14 protein-coding genes are annotated in these 15,686 nt (G+C 70.8%); 7 read left to right on the forward strand and 7 right to left on the reverse strand.

Translation table 11 applies throughout. The features are described 5' to 3' along the window. Positions 1-87 precede the first annotated feature (87 nt). The 5 genes from CP978_RS09130 to CP978_RS09150 form a co-directional block, all read right to left on the reverse strand. Positions 88-987 carry a carbohydrate ABC transporter permease gene (locus tag CP978_RS09130; RefSeq protein WP_043439249.1) on the reverse strand — a complete coding sequence of 300 codons (900 nt, stop codon included), beginning with the start codon at positions 985-987 and terminating at the stop codon, positions 88-90. Continuing rightward, on the reverse strand, positions 984-1,919 hold the full coding sequence (locus tag CP978_RS09135) for a carbohydrate ABC transporter permease (protein WP_043439251.1): 936 nt from the start codon (positions 1,917-1,919) through the stop codon (positions 984-986). The genes CP978_RS09130 and CP978_RS09135 overlap by 4 nt, the downstream gene beginning before the upstream one ends. Positions 1,920-2,103: 184 nt before the next feature. Further along, a complete protein-coding gene (araD, locus tag CP978_RS09140; RefSeq protein ID WP_150478173.1) occupies positions 2,104-3,834 on the reverse strand; it encodes an L-arabinonate dehydratase in 1,731 nt (576 codons plus the stop codon). Further along, the gene (locus CP978_RS09145; RefSeq protein WP_043439255.1) at positions 3,822-4,733 is read right to left on the reverse strand and encodes a dihydrodipicolinate synthase family protein; all 912 of its coding nucleotides are present in this window, start codon (positions 4,731-4,733) and stop codon (positions 3,822-3,824) included. The genes araD and CP978_RS09145 overlap by 13 nt, the downstream gene beginning before the upstream one ends. Next, positions 4,730-5,386, reverse strand: a complete 657-nt coding sequence (locus CP978_RS09150) for a GntR family transcriptional regulator (RefSeq protein ID WP_043439257.1) — start codon at positions 5,384-5,386, stop codon at positions 4,730-4,732. The genes CP978_RS09145 and CP978_RS09150 overlap by 4 nt, the downstream gene beginning before the upstream one ends. A gap of 552 nt (positions 5,387-5,938) precedes the next feature. Here CP978_RS09150 and CP978_RS09155 point away from each other — a divergent pair. Beyond that, on the forward strand, positions 5,939-7,171 hold the full coding sequence (locus CP978_RS09155; RefSeq protein WP_043439260.1) for an MFS transporter: 1,233 nt from the start codon (positions 5,939-5,941) through the stop codon (positions 7,169-7,171). On the opposite strand, the gene CP978_RS09160 is transcribed toward CP978_RS09155, so the two are convergent. Together CP978_RS09160 and CP978_RS09165 are read right to left on the reverse strand one after the other, a co-directional pair. Beyond that, positions 7,108-8,271: a hypothetical protein gene (locus tag CP978_RS09160; protein ID WP_150478174.1), complete on the reverse strand. Its 1,164-nt coding sequence runs from the start codon at positions 8,269-8,271 to the stop codon at positions 7,108-7,110. The genes CP978_RS09155 and CP978_RS09160 overlap by 64 nt on opposite strands. Beyond that, positions 8,268-9,209: a 5-dehydro-4-deoxyglucarate dehydratase gene (locus tag CP978_RS09165; RefSeq protein ID WP_043448311.1), complete on the reverse strand. Its 942-nt coding sequence runs from the start codon at positions 9,207-9,209 to the stop codon at positions 8,268-8,270. Before CP978_RS09165 ends, CP978_RS09160 begins: the two co-directional genes overlap by 4 nt. A 254-nt stretch (positions 9,210-9,463) precedes the next feature. On the opposite strand from CP978_RS09165, the gene CP978_RS09170 reads away from it, so the two are divergent. From CP978_RS09170 to CP978_RS09195, 6 genes are all read left to right on the forward strand, one after another. After that, complete coding sequence (locus CP978_RS09170; RefSeq protein WP_043439263.1) at positions 9,464-10,273, forward strand: NAD-dependent epimerase/dehydratase family protein; 810 nt, start codon at positions 9,464-9,466, stop codon at positions 10,271-10,273. Between the two features lie 279 nt (positions 10,274-10,552). Continuing rightward, positions 10,553-11,323: a DeoR/GlpR family DNA-binding transcription regulator gene (locus CP978_RS09175; protein WP_043439265.1), complete on the forward strand. Its 771-nt coding sequence runs from the start codon at positions 10,553-10,555 to the stop codon at positions 11,321-11,323. Positions 11,324-11,440: 117 nt separating this feature from the next. After that, entirely contained in the window at positions 11,441-12,811 is a 1,371-nt protein-coding gene (locus CP978_RS09180) for an ABC transporter substrate-binding protein (RefSeq protein WP_043439267.1), read from the forward strand. After that, the gene (locus CP978_RS09185; protein ID WP_043439268.1) at positions 12,808-13,746 is read left to right on the forward strand and encodes a carbohydrate ABC transporter permease; all 939 of its coding nucleotides are present in this window, start codon (positions 12,808-12,810) and stop codon (positions 13,744-13,746) included. Before CP978_RS09180 ends, CP978_RS09185 begins: the two co-directional genes overlap by 4 nt. Further along, positions 13,743-14,588, forward strand: a complete 846-nt coding sequence (locus CP978_RS09190; RefSeq protein WP_043439270.1) for a carbohydrate ABC transporter permease — start codon at positions 13,743-13,745, stop codon at positions 14,586-14,588. The genes CP978_RS09185 and CP978_RS09190 overlap by 4 nt, the downstream gene beginning before the upstream one ends. After that, on the forward strand, positions 14,585-15,574 hold the full coding sequence (locus tag CP978_RS09195; protein WP_043439272.1) for a zinc-dependent alcohol dehydrogenase family protein: 990 nt from the start codon (positions 14,585-14,587) through the stop codon (positions 15,572-15,574). The genes CP978_RS09190 and CP978_RS09195 overlap by 4 nt, the downstream gene beginning before the upstream one ends. The last annotated feature ends 112 nt before the right edge of the window (positions 15,575-15,686 follow it).

Genomic DNA, 15,686 nt, shown 5'->3' on the forward strand with positions numbered 1-15,686 from the left:
CCCGGGCGCCGTCGGTCCCCCGCTGTGGGGCCGGCCGCCCGGCGGAGAGGCCGTGCACCGTGAGCGGGCCGCTCGGCCGATGGGTGCTCATCCCTTCACCGCCCCCGCGCTGAAGCCCGTGATCAGCCACTTCTGGATGAAGGCGAACACGATCACCACGGGCACGGCGGCGACGATGCCGCCCGCGGCCAGGGCCCCCAGGTCGACGCTGTCCGCGCTCATCAGGGTGTTCAGACCGACCGGGATGGTCTGCTTGCTCTGGTCGGACAGGAACATCAGAGCGAACAGGAAGTGGTTCCAGGCGTGCACGAAGGCGAACGAGCCGACGGCGATCAGCCCGGGCCGCAGCAGCGGCAGCACCACGATCCGGAAGGCGGAGAAGCGGTTGCAGCCGTCGACCCAGGCGGCCTCCTCCAGGGAGTACGGCACATTCTTGATGAAGCCGCTGATCAGGATCATCGACAGCGGCAGCTGGAAGACGGTCTCGGCGATGATGACGCTGCCCAGCGAGTTGATCATCCGCAGATTGGCGAAGATCTGGAAGAGCGGGACCAGCAGCAGCGCGCCCGGCACGAACTGCGAGCACAGCAGGGCCAGCATGAAGCCGCGCTTGACCTTGAAGTCGAAGCGGGCCAGGGCGTAGCCGCCGGCCAGCGCGACCAGCGTCGTCATCACCAGGGTCGCGACGCCGACCAGCACGCTGTTGGTGAAGTAGATGCCGAAGCTGCGCTCGGTCCACACCTTCTCGAAGTGCTCGAAGGTGATCGGCCAGGGCACCAGCGAGGTCGAGCCCGCCGGGCGCAGGGAGAAGAGCAGGATCCAGTAGAAGGGGACGAGGGTGAAGAGCAGATAGACCGACAGCGGCAGATAGATCTGCCAGCGCGGGACCTCGTCCCAGGCGCGGCGGGCGGTGCGCGGCCGGGGTCCGGGGGCGGGTGCGACGCGCTCCGGCGCGGGCGCGGTCCCGGTGATCTCCTTGGTGATCACTTGTCATCGCCTCCGAACTTGCTCAGTCGCAGATAGACGATCGAGCAGAAGAGCAGGATCACGAACGCGACGGTGGTCAGCGCCGAGGCATAGCCGAAGTTATGGGCGTCGACGCTGGTGTTGGCGATGTAGAGCGGAAGCGTGGTGGTCTCGCCGGCCGGGCCGCCGCCGGTGAGGGTGTAGAGCAGGTCGACGTTGTTGAACTCCCACACCGCGCGCAGCAGCGTGGACAGCACGATGGCGTCCTTCAGATGCGGCAGGGTGATGTGCCAGAACTGCTTCAGCCGGCTGGCTCCGTCGACCTCGGCGGCCTCGTAGAGGTCCTTGGAGACGGACTGGAGGTCGGCGAGGATCAGGATCGCGAAGAAGGGGACCCCGCGCCACAGATCGGCGACGACCGCGGCGGGGAACACGGTCGAGGTGTCCGACAGCCAGCTGGTGCCGTAGGCGCCGATGCCCAGGTCGGCGAGGTACCGGCTGATACCGGTCTGGGAGTTGAAGAGCAGCACCCAGATCACGGAGGTCAGCACGCCGGAGACGGCCCAGGGGGAGAAGACCAGCGCACGGCCCAGTCCCCGCCCGACGAACGTCTGGTTGACGATCAGCGCCAGGGCGAGACCGAACAGCAGCTGGAGCCCGACCTCGACGACGACCCACTTGGCGCTGAAGATCAGCGTGTCCCAGAACTGCGGGTCCTTGGTGAAGATCTGGACGAAGTTGTCGAAGCCCGCGAAGCCGTTCCGCCACGGCTTGGTGGGGTTGTAGTTCTGCAGGCTGTAGTAGAAGACGCTGATGACCGGGTAGGCGATGAAGCCCAGCATCAGCAGGGCCGCCGGCGCGATCAGCAGGTACGGGAGTCTGCGCGGCGTCGCGGAGACACGGCGCCGCCGGGGTGGCGCGGGCGGTTTCGCCACGGCTGCGGCTTGGGCCATGACTGTTCTCCGATCTTGCGGGTGCCGTGAAGGCGTGCTGGGTGTCTCGGTGGGGCGTGTGCGGTGCGGGGCTGCTGGTCGGGAATCGGATAGCAAGCGCTTGCTCGATGTCCCTGGTTCAAGCGGTCCTCCGATTCCGTCGGGGTGGCCGGCCGTCAGGGGAGGCCGCCGGCAGGTCCTCGGCTCACCCCGCGTAGGGGTCCGGCACCTGCCCCGGACGGGCCAGGAACGCGAAGTCGCAGCCGGTGTCCGCCTGGGTGATCTGTTCGTTGTAGAGCGCGCCGTAGCCGCGTTCGTACCGCTCGGGCGGCGGCGTCCACCGCGCCCGGCGACGCTCCAGTTCCTCGTCGTCCACCTCGAGCCGCAGGGTGCGCGCCTCGACGTCCAGGGTGATGCGGTCACCGGTCCGCACCAGCGCCAGCGGTCCGCCGACATACGACTCCGGTGCCACATGCAGCACACAGGCGCCGTAACTGGTGCCGCTCATCCGGGCGTCGGAGATCCGCACCATGTCCCGCACACCCTGCTTCAGCAGATGGTCGGGGATGGGCAGCATCCCGTACTCGGGCATGCCCGGTCCGCCCTTGGGTCCGGCGTTGCGCAGCACCAGCACGCTGTCCGCGGTGATGCCCAGGCCGGGGTCGTTGATGGTCCGCTGCATGGTGCGGTAGTCGTCGAAGACGACCGCCGGCCCGGTGTGCCTGAGCAGCTGAGGCTCGGCGGCGATGTGCTTGATGACGGCGCCGTCCGGGCAGAGGTTGCCGCGCAGCACGGCCACTCCCCCTTCCTTCGCCACCGGGTTGTCCCGGGGCCGGATCACGTCGTCGTCGTACACCTGGGCGCCCGCGATCTGCTCGCGCAGCGTGTCGTGCGCGACCGTGGGCCGGTCCAGGTGCAGCAGATCCGGGATCCGGGACAGGAACCCGGGCAGTCCGCCCGCGAAGTGGAAGTCCTCCATGAGGTACCGCTCCCCGCCGGGCCGGACATCGGCGAGCACCGGGACCGTGCGGGCGATGCGGTCGAAGTCGTCGAGGGTGAGCCGGACCCCGGCGCGCCCCGCCATGGCGATCAGATGGATCACGGCGTTGGTGGAGCCGCCGAGGCCGAGGACCGTGAGCACCGCGTCCTCGAAGGCCTCGCGGGTGAGGATGTCGCTCAGCCTGCGGTCCTGGTGGACGAGTTCGACGATCCGGAGGCCGGAGGCGGCGGCCATCCGGTCGTGTCCGGAGTCCACGGCGGGGATGCTGGAGGCGCCGGGCACGGTGACGCCGAGGGCCTCGGCCGCCGCGGTGAGGGTGGAGGCCGTGCCCATCGTCATGCAGTGCCCCGGGGACCGGGCGAGCCCGCTCTCCAGCTCCGTCATCTCGCAGTCGCCGATGAGGCCGGCCCGCTTGTCGTCCCAGTACTTCCACATGTCGGTGCCGGAACCCAGCACCTCGTTGCGCCAGTGGCCCGGCAGCATGGGCCCCGCGGGCACGAAGACGGTGGGCAGGTCGACCGAGGCGGCCCCCATCAGCAGCGCCGGAGTGGACTTGTCGCAGCCGCCCATCAGCACCGCCCCGTCCACCGGGTACGAGCGCAGCAGCTCCTCGGTCTCCATCGCGAGCAGATTGCGGTAGAGCATCGGGGTCGGCTTCTGGAAGGTCTCGCTGAGCGTGGAGACCGGGAACTCCAGCGGGAAACCCCCCGCCTGCCACACGCCCCGCTTCACGGCCTGGGCGCGGTCCCTCAGATGGACATGGCAGGGGTTGATGTCCGACCAGGTGTTGAGGACGGCGATGACGGGCTTGCCGAGGTGTTCCTCGGGGAGGTAGCCGAGCTGGCGGGTGCGGGCCCGGTGGCTGAAGGAGCGCAGTCCGTCGGTGCCGTACCACTGATGGCTTCTCAGCTCTTCGGGTCTTTTCATATCGACCATCCGGAGGCGATGGCGGCCACCTCGGCGCGCTCCTCCTCGGCCAGCGGCTTGCTCGGCGGGCGCACGTCCCGGCGGCACAGGCCGAGCGAGGCGAGGGCCTCCTTGACCACGGTCACATTGTTCGCGGAGCCGTTCGCCGCGCGCAGCTCCTCGAAGCGGCGGATCTGCTCCCAGACCTTCATGGCCGCCGGATAGTCCCCGGAGCGGAGCGCCTCGATCATGTCGAGCGACACCGCGGGGGCGACATTGACGAGCCCCGAGGTGAAACCGGTGGCGCCCGCCGAGAAGTACGAGGGGGCGTAGGGCTCGGCCAGTCCCGCCACCCAGACGAAGCGGTCGAGGCCGGCGTCCCGCGCGAAGGCGGCGAACCGGGCGGCGTCCGGCACGGCGTACTTCACCCCGATGACGTTCGGGCAGCGGTCGGCGAGTTCGGCGAGCCGGGCGCCGGGCAGCTGGGCGTTGCGGATGTAGGGGACCACGCCCAGCTCGGGCACGGCCTCGGCGATGGCCCGGTGGTAGTCGACCCAGCCGGCGGCCGAGACATAGGGGTGCACCGGCTGATGGACCATCACCATCTGGGCGCCCAGATCGCGGGCGTGCCGGGCGGAGGCGACGGCGGTGGGCACATCGTGTCCGACGCCGACCAGGATCGCGGCCCGGTCGCCCACCTCCTCGACGGTCAGCTCCGCGACCAGGCGGCGCTCCTCGGGGGTGAGGGCGTAGAACTCGCCGGTGTTGCCGTTCGGTGTGAGGGTCCTGACCCCGCCGTCGAGCAGCCGCCGCAGCAGTGCCCGGTAGACGTCCGGGTCGACGGTGCCGTCCTCGGCGAACGGGGTCACCGGGATCGCCACCACGTCGGCCAGGGCCGTCCGCTGGGTCTCGAACGCCACGCTGCTCATGACTGACCTTCCTCTTCCTGCGCCTGGGGGAACGCCCGACGGACGAACGAGGCGATATGTGCGTGCAGGGCGCGCGCCGCGCCGTCGGCGTCGCCCTCCAGGGCGAGCCGCAGAATCTCCCGGTGCTCGCCGGCCTCCCGCTCCCAGGAGGGATCGGCGGACCAGGCGACGGCGGAGACGAGGGCGGCCTGGTCGCGGACCTCGTCGAGCATCCGGCCGAGCAGCGGGTTGCCGCACGGCAGATACAGGGCGCGGTGGAACTCCCGGTTGGACAGGGAGCGTTCGGCGGTGTCCGTGGCGGTGTCCGCCCGGCTCAGCGCGTCGCGGGCGGCGTCCAGGGAGGCCCCGCGCCGCACCGCGCGCCGCAGCGCCTCCGGTTCGAGGAGCAGCCGGACGTCGTAGACCTCGCGCGCCATGTCCGCGTCCACCATGCGCACCGTGACGCCCTTGTACTGGCTCATCACCACAAGACCGGTGCCGGCCAGGGTCTTGAGCGCCTCGCGCACCGGGGTCTTGGACACCCCGAACTGTGCCGCGAGCTTGGTCTCGACCAGGGCCTGACCGGGCGTCAGCTGCCCGGTGAGGATGCGGTGTTTGATCCCTTCCAGCACGAACTGCGTGCGGGAGGGGATCGGCGTGGGCACAGAGGTCATGCGCGCCTCTCGGGTATCGCGTAACTGATCTCGCGTATCGCGTCTCATATATGACGTACGAAGTACGACGCGATGAAGGTAGGTGCGCCCCTGTCTTTCGTCAATGCTTCTCGCAGGAGAAGTTCAAGGGGCCGTTCGGGCTGGTCCCGGCGGGGTCTTCGTGCTACGCGCCCGTGCCCGCAGGAATCCAGGAGTCGTTCGCGACGGCAACGCGGGCGGGTGTCCGAAGCGGACGGGAACACCTCGGCGGCGACGGCGGGTTCGGCGAGCGTGGCGCGGGGCCGCCCCCCTCGGGGTGCTCATGACCCCCTCAGGGTCCGTACGCCTTCCCCCCGGGCCGTCACCCTCACCGAGACGGAGCGGCACCCCGGCCGCCGACCCTGTCCGGGCACGCGATCCGGACCGCCCCGGGAAGCACCGGCTTCCGTGTGCCTTCGCAACTCTGCGAGGACCGACAGCGGGGACGGCGTAGACCGGTGGGCCGTCGGGGCGGCGTTTCTAAGGCACCTTCCCGATCCGTCACCGGTGTCCTTAGGACCACGCTGACGGAACATGACGACGACATGGACCGGGCTGCGTGTCCTGCGCGACCGGAACGCGGGCCTCTATCTGGGCGGGGTGGTGGTCTCCGGCTTCGGCACCTCGGCGCTGTGGCTGGCCTCCGGGGTGTGGGTCAAGGACCTGACCGGCTCGAACGGCCTGGCGGCGCTGTGCATGCTGGCCCTGTGGGCGCCGACCCTGGCCGGGCCGCTGCTGGGCACGCTCGCCGACCGCACCCGCCGCAAACCGCTGCTGATCCGCACGAACCTGGCCCTGGCCGCCCTGCTGCTCACCCTGTTCGCCGTGGACTCCCCGGGCCGGCTGTGGCTGCTGTACGCGGTTCTTTTTCTGTACGGCGCGGCGGGGGTGGTCCATGACGCGGCGGAGTCGGCGCTGGTGGCCGCCGCGGTCGACGGGCCGTTGCTCGGCGACTTCAACGGGCTGCGCATGACGGCGACCGAGGGCATGAAGCTGGTGGCCCCGCTGGCGGGAGCCGGAATCTACGCGGCGTACGGCGGCACCGGCGTCGCCCTGCTGGACGCGGTCACCTTCATGCTCGCCACCGGCCTGTACGCCCTGCTGCGGGTGCGCGAGGAGCGGCCGGGCCGGCCCCGGGGCGACTGGCGCCGGGAGACCGCCGAGGGTGCCCGCCGGCTGTGGACGCATCCACGGCTGCGCCCCCTGGTGCTGGCCGGCGGCGCCACCATGCTGGGCGCGGGCCTCAACGGGGCGCTGATCTACGCCGTGGTGGAAGGGCTGGGGCGCTCTCCCGCCTACACCGGTGTGCTGTACGCCGTCCAGGGCGTCGGCTCGGTGGCGGTCGGGCTGCTCTCCGGCCCGGCGCTGCGGCTGCTGGGCGCGCGCCGCTTCGCAGGGTGCGGGATCGCCCTCACCGCGGTGGCGGTGGCCGTGCGGGCGGTCCCGTCCGATCCGGTGGCCCTGGTGTGCAGCGCGGCGATCGGGGCGGGGCTGCCCTGTGTGCTGATCGCCGCGCTCACCACGGTGCAGCGCGAGATGCCGGGTGAGCTGCTGGGGCGCGCCACCGCGACGGCCCACACCCTGTTGTTCGCGCCGAACGCGCTGGGGCTGGCCGTCGGGGCGGCGCTGGTCGAGCTGGTCGACCGGCGGCTGCTGCTGGTGGGGCTGGGCCTGGCGCTGCTGGTGCCGGCGGTGCCCCTGTTTCAGAGTGCGGCGAGGGCCGCGCGCACCGCGTCCAGGTCGCCGTCGGACGCCAACCCGGCGTGATACAGCCGCAGTTCGCCGGCGCCCAGGTCGGCTGCCGCGCGCGCGTCCCGCTCCAGCGTCCCCGGGCTGCCGCCCATCCCGGAGACCACGGTGAAGTTGGCCGCGAGCACCGCGCCCTCCCGGTGCTCGCGTGCGAACGGTGCGAGCCGGTCCGCGCCTCCGGTGCAGGGCACCACGACCCCGTCCGCGACGGACAGGATGTGCGCGGGGTCGACGCCCGCGTTGGCCCCGCAGTGGTACGACACCGGGTCGGCGTGCAGCAGCACCTGGAAGCCGTCGGGGGCGGCGGCGCGGACCGCCGTCACCGCGGCCTCCTGGAGGGTGCGGGCCCGCTCGTCGCGCCAGGCGCGGGTGGCGGCCGCCCGTGCCTCGCCCAGCAGCTTCTCGACCCCCGTCCAGCCCCCGTCGGACGGTGCCCCGCGCCACACCGGCTCCAGCGCGGCCCGTACCGTCGCGGCCAGTTCCCCGGCGTCCAGGCCCTGCTCCTCGTAGCCCGTGCGGCAGCTCCCGCAGAAGCACAGCGACATCAGGTACTGCCCGGCGTCCCCGAGCCCCACTCCGGCGGTCTTGTCGTGGGCGTGCAGATGGGCCAGGCCGTACCAGCCGAGCGACTCCAGTTCGGTGCCGCGCGCCCCCGGGCGTACGGCCGCCTCGGCCGCGAGGGCGACGAGATACGCCCGGGTGGCGGGCTGGGCGATACAGGGCGCCCACGGATAGCGGTCGCCGTAGGCGTTGACCACCGAGGTGTCGGGATGTTCTTCCCCGAGGCGGGAGTTGTGCGCCAGCACCACCCAGGTGTGCACCTCGAGCCCGGCCGCGGAGAGCGCCTCGGCGGCCTCGCCGTAGGCGTCGCCCGGGGCCCAGTCCCCGGCCGCCCAGGGGCGCAGCTCCCGGCCCTCCCAGCGCGCGTCCGCCGGATAGAGCACGGCGGCGTGACGGGCGGTCACGATGCGGTGCCGGGGGTGGCGGGGGGTCAGCGCGCGGGTGGAGTGGTACGCGGAGGCGAGGGTCACCTGGCCGACACCCAGGGCGGCGGTGCGGTGCGCCGCCTCGGGGTCCCCGTTGACGTCCCAGGGGTAGAGGAAGGCGGATGTCTTCACCGGTCCTCCCCCAGCAGTCCGAGACCGTGGTCGATCAGCTCGGCGAGCCGTGCGACATCGTCCTCGGACGGTTCGTGCAGCGGCGGCCGCACCCCGCCGACGTCCGGACCCCGCAGCCGTACACCGGCCTTGACCAGGGAGACGGCATAGCCTCGGCCCCGGGCGCGCAGTTCGACGAACGGGCGGTAGAAGCCGTCGAGGAGCCGGCGGACGGTGCGCTCGTCACCGGAGGCCAGCGCCCGGTGGAAGGCGAGGGCGATCTCGGGGACGAAGCAGAAGACGGCGGAGGAGTACAGCGTGATGCCGATGCCCCGGTAGGCGAGCTGGGTCTGCTCGGCGGTCGGCAGACCGTTGAAGTAGAGGAAGCCGTCCGGGACCTCGGTGCGTACGGCGCTCACCACGCGCTGCATCAGGTCCAGGTCGCCGAGGCCGTCCTTGAAGCCGATGATGCCGTCGGTGCGGGCCAGCCCGACGACGGTCTCCGGAGTGAACACGGCGTTGTCGCGCTGGTAGACGATGACCGGCAGCGAGGTCGCCGCGGCCAGTTCCCGGTAGTGGCGCAGCAGTCCCGGCTGCCCGGCGACCACCAGATAGGGCGGCATGGCGAGCAGCCCGTCCGCGCCGGCCGCCTCGGCGATCCCGGCGTAGCGGACGGCGAGCGCGGTCCCGTATCCCACGCCCGCGACGACCGGTACCCGTCCGTCCGCCGCCTCGACGGCGGTGCGCACACAGGACTCGTACTCCTCGGGGGTGAGGGCGTGGAACTCTCCCGTGCCGCAGCAGGCGAAGACGCCGGCGGCGCCCGCCTCCACGCCCTCGCGCACATGCGCGCGATAGGTGTCGAGGGCGACGGTGCCGTCCGGTCCGTAGGCGGTCACGGGGAAGAACAGCGGCCCGCTGGGGATACTGAGTCGAGCGGCAAGAGGGGCTGGCGTCACGGGCTCTCCCTTGAGACAGGCGCTCCGGTGCGGACCGATCTCACAGTGGTGCATGTTTGTGATCCGCGTCTATATTTCTGAACGCGCTTACGCTAAGACCCCGCCACAAGGCAGGTCAAGCGCGCAAACCGGTACCACCGGGGCGGATTTCCTGCCGTCGTGCCCCTCTTGACGGGTCAGCCCGAGACTCCCTAGCGTGTCCATGCATGTGAATGCTGTATAAGAATGCGACCATTGCTCAAGGAGTTCCGAGGATGCCCGCTCCCCACACCGTTCTGCTCACCGGCGCCGCCGGCGGACTCGGCACCCTGATGCGCGGACTTCTGCCGCAGTACGGCTATGAGCTGAGGCTCCTGGACCTCCGGCCCATCGAGGACGAGCCGGACGCCGTCGTCGCGGACCTCGCGGACCGCGCGGCCCTGCGGGAGGCCGTGCGGGGCGTGGACGCGATCATTCATCTCGCGGGCATCTCCGTGGAGTCCACCTTCGAGAAGATCCTCAAGGCGAACATCGAGGGCACCTACAACCTGTACGAGGCGGCCCGCGAGGAGGGCGTGCGCCGGATCGTGTTCGCCTCCTCCAACCACGCGGTCGGCTTCACCCCCCACCCCCGTGGCGACGAGCCGCTGATCCCGATCGACACCCCGCGCCGCCCGGACACCTTCTACGGCCTGTCCAAGTCCTTCGGCGAGGACCTCGCCCAGCTCTACTGGGACAAGCACGGCCTGGAGACGGTCTCCGTGCGCATCGGCTCCTGCTTCCCCGAGCCGACCAGCGTCCGCATGCTCTCCGTCTGGATGAGCCCCGGGGACGGCGCCCGCCTCTTCCACGCGGCCCTGACCGCCGAGCATGTGGGGCACACCGTGGTCCACGGCTCGTCCGCCAACACCCGTCTGTGGTGGGACCTCACCAGTGCCCGGGCGCTCGGCTACGAGCCGCAGGACGACTCCGAGCCCTATGCGGAGCGGCTCATCGCCGAACAGGGCGAACTGGACCCGGACAACCCCGACCACGCCCGCCTGGGCGGCCACTTCGTGACCAACCCGCCCATCTGGCCCTACTGAGCGGTACCGAGCGGACACCCCCTACGGGCGGGCGGGCACCGAACGGGCCCGCCCGCACTGCGTTTCGGGCACCAGGACCGCCCGCTCCCACCCGCCGCGCCGCTCCATCGCAGGTCCACGACGGTGGTTCTTTCAGCCATACGGGCCGGATCGGGCACACTCGGGCACGCAACAAGCCTGGTCAGCCCCGCATGCACGGCGGTAGAACTTCCTGCAAGGGCCCCATCGGGCCAGAATGCGCCCGAACGGGCACGACCTGCGGGAAGGCGGGAGGCGACGATGACGGCGAGGACAGCGGAAGAACGTCAGCGCGAGATCGTCCAGGTCGCCCGCCGTACGGGCTCGGTCGACGTCACCGCGCTCGCCACCGAACTGGGCGTGGCCAAGGAGACCGTACGACGGGATCTGCGCGCCCTGGAGGACCACGGGCTGGTCCGCCGCACCCACGGCGGCGCCTATCCCGTGGAGAGCGCCGGTTTCGAGACGACCCTCGCCTTCCGCGCCACCAGCCAGGTGCCCGAGAAGCGCCGGATCGCGGCCGCCGCCGCCGAACTGCTCGGGGACGCCGAAACCGTCTTCGTGGACGAGGGGTTCACCCCCCAGCTCATCGCCGCGGCACTGCCCCGGGACCGTCCGCTGACCGTGGTCACCGCGTCCCTGGCCACCGCCGGCGCGCTCGCGGAGGCCGAGAACACGACCGTCCTGCTGCTGGGCGGCCGGGTGCGGGCCGGCACCCTCGCCACCGTCGACCACTGGACGACGAAGATGCTGGCCGGATTCGTGATCGACCTGGCGTACATAGGCGCCAACGGCATCTCCCGGGAACACGGGCTGACCACCCCCGACCCGGCCGTCAGCGAGGTCAAGGCGCAGGCGATCCGCGCCGCCCGCCGCACGGTCTTCGCGGGTGTGCACACCAAGTTCGGGGCGGTGAGCTTCTGCCGCTTCGCGGAGATCGGCGCGCTGGAGGCGATCGTCACCACCAGCCTGCTGCCGGCGGCCGAGGCGCACCGCTACTCACTGCTCGGCCCGCAGGTCGTCCGCGTCTGACACCACCCGCGAACAGCCGAGAAACACATCACTCCCCCGTCATCTCCCCGAGGGACGCTCAGCACCACGAGAGCGCCCCTCATCTTCCCCTACCCCTTTCACGTCCAGGAGCGATCCATGCGCACCCAGAGCCGACGGAGGCCGCGAGCCATGCTCGCCATGGCCGCCGCAGGGACGCTGCTCGCCCCGCTTCTCTCCGGCTGCTGGGTCGGGGCGGGCGGGTCCGGTTCCGGCGGAAATTCCATCAATGTACTGATGGTCAACAATCCGCAGATGGTGGAGCTGCAGAAACTCACCGCCGCGCACTTCACCAAGGAGACCGGCATCAAGGTGAACTTCACCGTGCTGCCGGAGAACGACGTCCGCGACAAGATCAGCCAGGACTTCGCCAACCAGGCGGGCCAGTACGACGTCGCCACCCTCAGCAACTACGAGATACCCATCTACGCCCGCAACGGCTGGCTGCACGAGATGGACACCTATGTCGCCGACGACAAGGGCTACGACCAGCAGGACATCCTGCGGCCCATGCGCCAGTCGCTGACCGGGGACGACGGCAAGCTCTACGGACAGCCCTTCTACGGCGAGTCGTCCTTCCTGATGTACCGCAAGGACGTGTTCGCCGAGAAGCACCTGACTATGCCCGAGCATCCCACCTGGCAGCAGGTGGCCGAACTCGCCGCCGAGGTGGACGGCGCGGAGCCCGGGATGCGCGGCATCTGTCTGCGCGGCCTGCCCGGCTGGGGCGAGGTCATGGCACCGCTGACCACCGTGGTGAACACCTTCGGCGGCACCTGGTTCGACAAGAACTGGAAGGCACGGCTGGACTCCCCCGAGTTCAAGAAGGCGACCTCCTTCTATGTGGACCTCGTCCGCAAGCACGGCGAGTCGGGCGCCGCTCAGTCCGGGTTCGCCGAGTGCCTCAACAACATGACCCAGGGCAAGGTCGCCATGTGGTACGACGCCACCTCCGCGGCCGGACTGCTGGAGGCCGACAAGTCACCGGTCAAGGGCAAGCTCGGCTACGCCCCGGCGCCGGTCGAGAAGACCGACTCCGCCGGCTGGCTCTACACCTGGGCCTGGGGCATGCAGAAGGCCTCCCGGAACGCGGACAAGGCCTGGAAGTTCGTCTCCTGGGCCTCCGGCAAGGACTACGAGCAGCTCGTCGGCGACACCAGCGGCTGGGCGAACGTCCCCGCCGGCAAGCGCGCCTCCACCTATGAGAACCCGGCCTACCGCGAGGAGGCCGCCTCCTTCCAGGAGATGACCCGCGCCGCCATCGAGGGCGCACGGCCCACCGACCCGGGAGTGCAGCCGCGTCCCGCGCCCGGCATCCAGTTCGTCGGCATCCCCGAGTTCACCGACCTCGGCACCAAGGTCTCCCAGGAGATCAGCGCGGCCGTCGCCGGACGCCAGTCCGTCGCGTCGGCCCTGAAGAAGTCCCAGAAGCTCGCCGAGCAGATCTCCGAGGAGTACGAGGGACGATGACCGCCATGACCACGGCCCCCGTGGCCGCCCCCGCCCCGAGCACCGGGCACCGGCCCCCGGCCAAGCTCCGCGCCTGGGCCACCAGGGCCCCGCTGCTGCCCGCCCTGATCTTCATGATCGTCGTGACCCAGCTGCCCTTCGTGGCCACGCTGGTGATCTCGTTCTTCAACTGGAACGCCCTCTATCCCAAGGCCCGTCACTTCGCCGGTGTCGACAACTACCGGGAGGTGCTGACCGATGCGGATCTGCGCCAGTCGGTGGGCACCACGATCCTGCTGACGGTCTCGGTCGTCCTGGCCAGCCTGGTCCTGGGCCTTGCCCTCGCCCTGCTGCTGAACCGCAAGTTCCGCGGCCGGGGCATCGTCCGCACCCTGCTGATCGCCCCCTTCCTGGTGGTCCCGGTCGCCGCCGCCCTGCTGTGGAAGCATGTGCTCTTCAACCCCGAGTACGGGCTGTTCAACGGGCTGCTGCACTATGTGGGAGGGCCCCAGCCGGACTGGATCTCCAACACCCCGCTGATCGCGGTGGAGGCCGCGCTGGTCTGGCAGTGGACGCCGTTCATGATGCTGATCCTGCTGGCGGGCCTGCAGAGCCGGGACCATGAGCAGATCGAGGCCGCCCGGGTGGACGGCGCGAGCGACTGGCAGATCTTCCGCCATCTCACGCTCCCCCATCTGCGCCGCTATCTGGAGCTCGGCGCCCTGCTGGGGTCCATCTACATCGTGCAGAACTTCGACGCGGTCTTCACGCTCACCTCGGGCGGACTGGGCACCGCGAACCTCCCCTACACCGTCTACCAGACCTTCTACCAGGCGCATGAGAACGGCCTCGCCTCGGCCGCCGGCGTCCTGGTCGTCATCGGCTCGATCATCATCGCGACCTTCGCCCTGCGCGTCGTGTCGTCCCTGTTCCGCGAGGAGGTGTCCCGCGCATGAGCGCCGTCGCCGCACACAGCCGCAGCCGCCGCGGAGCAGGCCTCGGCCTGCTGGCCTGGCTGGTCGGACTGCTGTTCTTCCTGCCCATCGCCTGGATGGCCCTGACGTCCTTCCACTCCGAGGCGGACGCCGCCACCAACCCCCCGTCCTTCGCGGCCGCCCTGACCCTGGACGGCTACCGTGACTTCTTCGGCGTGGGCGGCGGCGCGAGCCCCTGGCCCGCCCTGATCAACTCCACGGTGGCCTCGCTGGTGTCCACGCTGTGCGTGCTGCTGCTGGCCTTCCCGGCGGCGTACGCGCTCTCCATCCGCCCGGTGCGGAAGTGGACGGATGTGCTGTTCTTCTTCCTGTCCACCAAGATGCTGCCGGTGGTGGCGGGCCTGCTGCCGATCTATCTGTTCGCCAAGAACGCCGGGATGCTCGACAACATCTGGCTCCTGGTCATCCTCTACACCTCCATGAACCTGCCCATCGCGGTGTGGATGATGCAGTCCTTCCTCGCCGAGGTCCCGGTCGCGGTGATCGAGGCGGCGCAGCTGGACGGCGCCCGGCTGCCGACGGTCCTGTCACGTGTGGTGGCCCCGATCGCCCTGCCGGGCATCGCCGCCACCGCCCTGATCTGCTTCATCTTCAGCTGGAACGAACTGCTCTTCGCCCGGGTGCTCACGGGTGTGGTCGCCGAGACCGCCCCCGTCTTCCTGACCGGCTTCATCACCAGCCAGGGCCTGTTCCTGGCGAAGGTGTGCGCCGCGTCGCTCGTCATCTCCCTGCCGGTGCTCGCCGCGGGGTTCGCCGCCCAGGACAAGCTGGTCCAGGGCCTGTCGTTGGGAGCCGTCAAATGAAGGCCGCCGTCATCGAGTCCGTGGGACGCGCCGTCGTCTCCGAGGTCCCGGACCCGACGCCCGGGCCCCGCGAGGTCGTCGTCGAGGTCGCGGCCTGCGGTCTGTGCGGCACGGATCTGCACATCCTCCAGGGCGAGTTCGCGCCCAAGCTGCCGATCGTGCCGGGCCACGAGTTCGCGGGCGAGGTGGTCGGGGTGGGCACCCAGGTCACCGAGGTGGCGGTGGGCGACCGGGTGGCCGTGGACCCCTCCCTGTACTGCTTCGAATGCCGTTACTGCCGGGCCGGCCACAACAACCTCTGTGAGCGCTGGGCGGCGATCGGGGTCACGACGGCCGGCGGCGCGGCGCAGTACGCGGTGGCGCCGGTGGCCAACTGTGTGAAGCTCCCCGAGCACATCCGCACCCAGGACGCGGCGCTGATCGAGCCGCTGTCCTGCGCGGTGCGCGGCTACGACGTGCTGCAGTCCCGGCTGGGCGCACATGTGCTGATCTACGGCTCCGGCACGATGGGCCTGATGATGCTGGAGCTGGCCAAGCGGACCGGCGCGGCGAGCGTGGACGTGGTCGATGTGAACCCGGCCCGTCTGAAGACCGCGCGGCAGCTCGGTGTGTCGGCCTCGGCGGCCAACGCGGACGAGCTGGACCGGCCGCAGGGCTGGGACGTGGTGGTGGACGCCACGGGCAACGCGGCCGCGATCCAGGACGGTCTCGGCCGGGTGTCGAAGGCGGGCACCTTCCTCCAGTTCGGCGTGGCGGACTATGCGACCCGGGTCGAGATCGACCCGTACCGGATCTACAACCAGGAGATCACCATCACGGGCTCCATGGCCGTCCTGCACAGCTTCGAACGCGCGGCGGAGCTGTTCGCGGGCGGGGTGCTCGACCCCGAGGTGTTCATCAGCGACCGGATCCCGCTGGAGCGGTACCCGGAGGCGCTGGAGCAGTTCGCGGCGGGCGAGGGGCGCAAGATCGTGGTGGTGCCGTAGGGCGACCGCCCGGGTCTCTGGTCCTTCCGCCTCCCCCGTACGGACCAGGGACCCGGACCTCCATGGACCAGGGATCCGGGTCTGCACGGACCAGGGATCCGGGTCTGCACGG

It is taken from the genome of Streptomyces nodosus, assembly GCF_008704995.1.
GTDB lineage: Bacteria > Actinomycetota > Actinomycetes > Streptomycetales > Streptomycetaceae > Streptomyces > Streptomyces nodosus.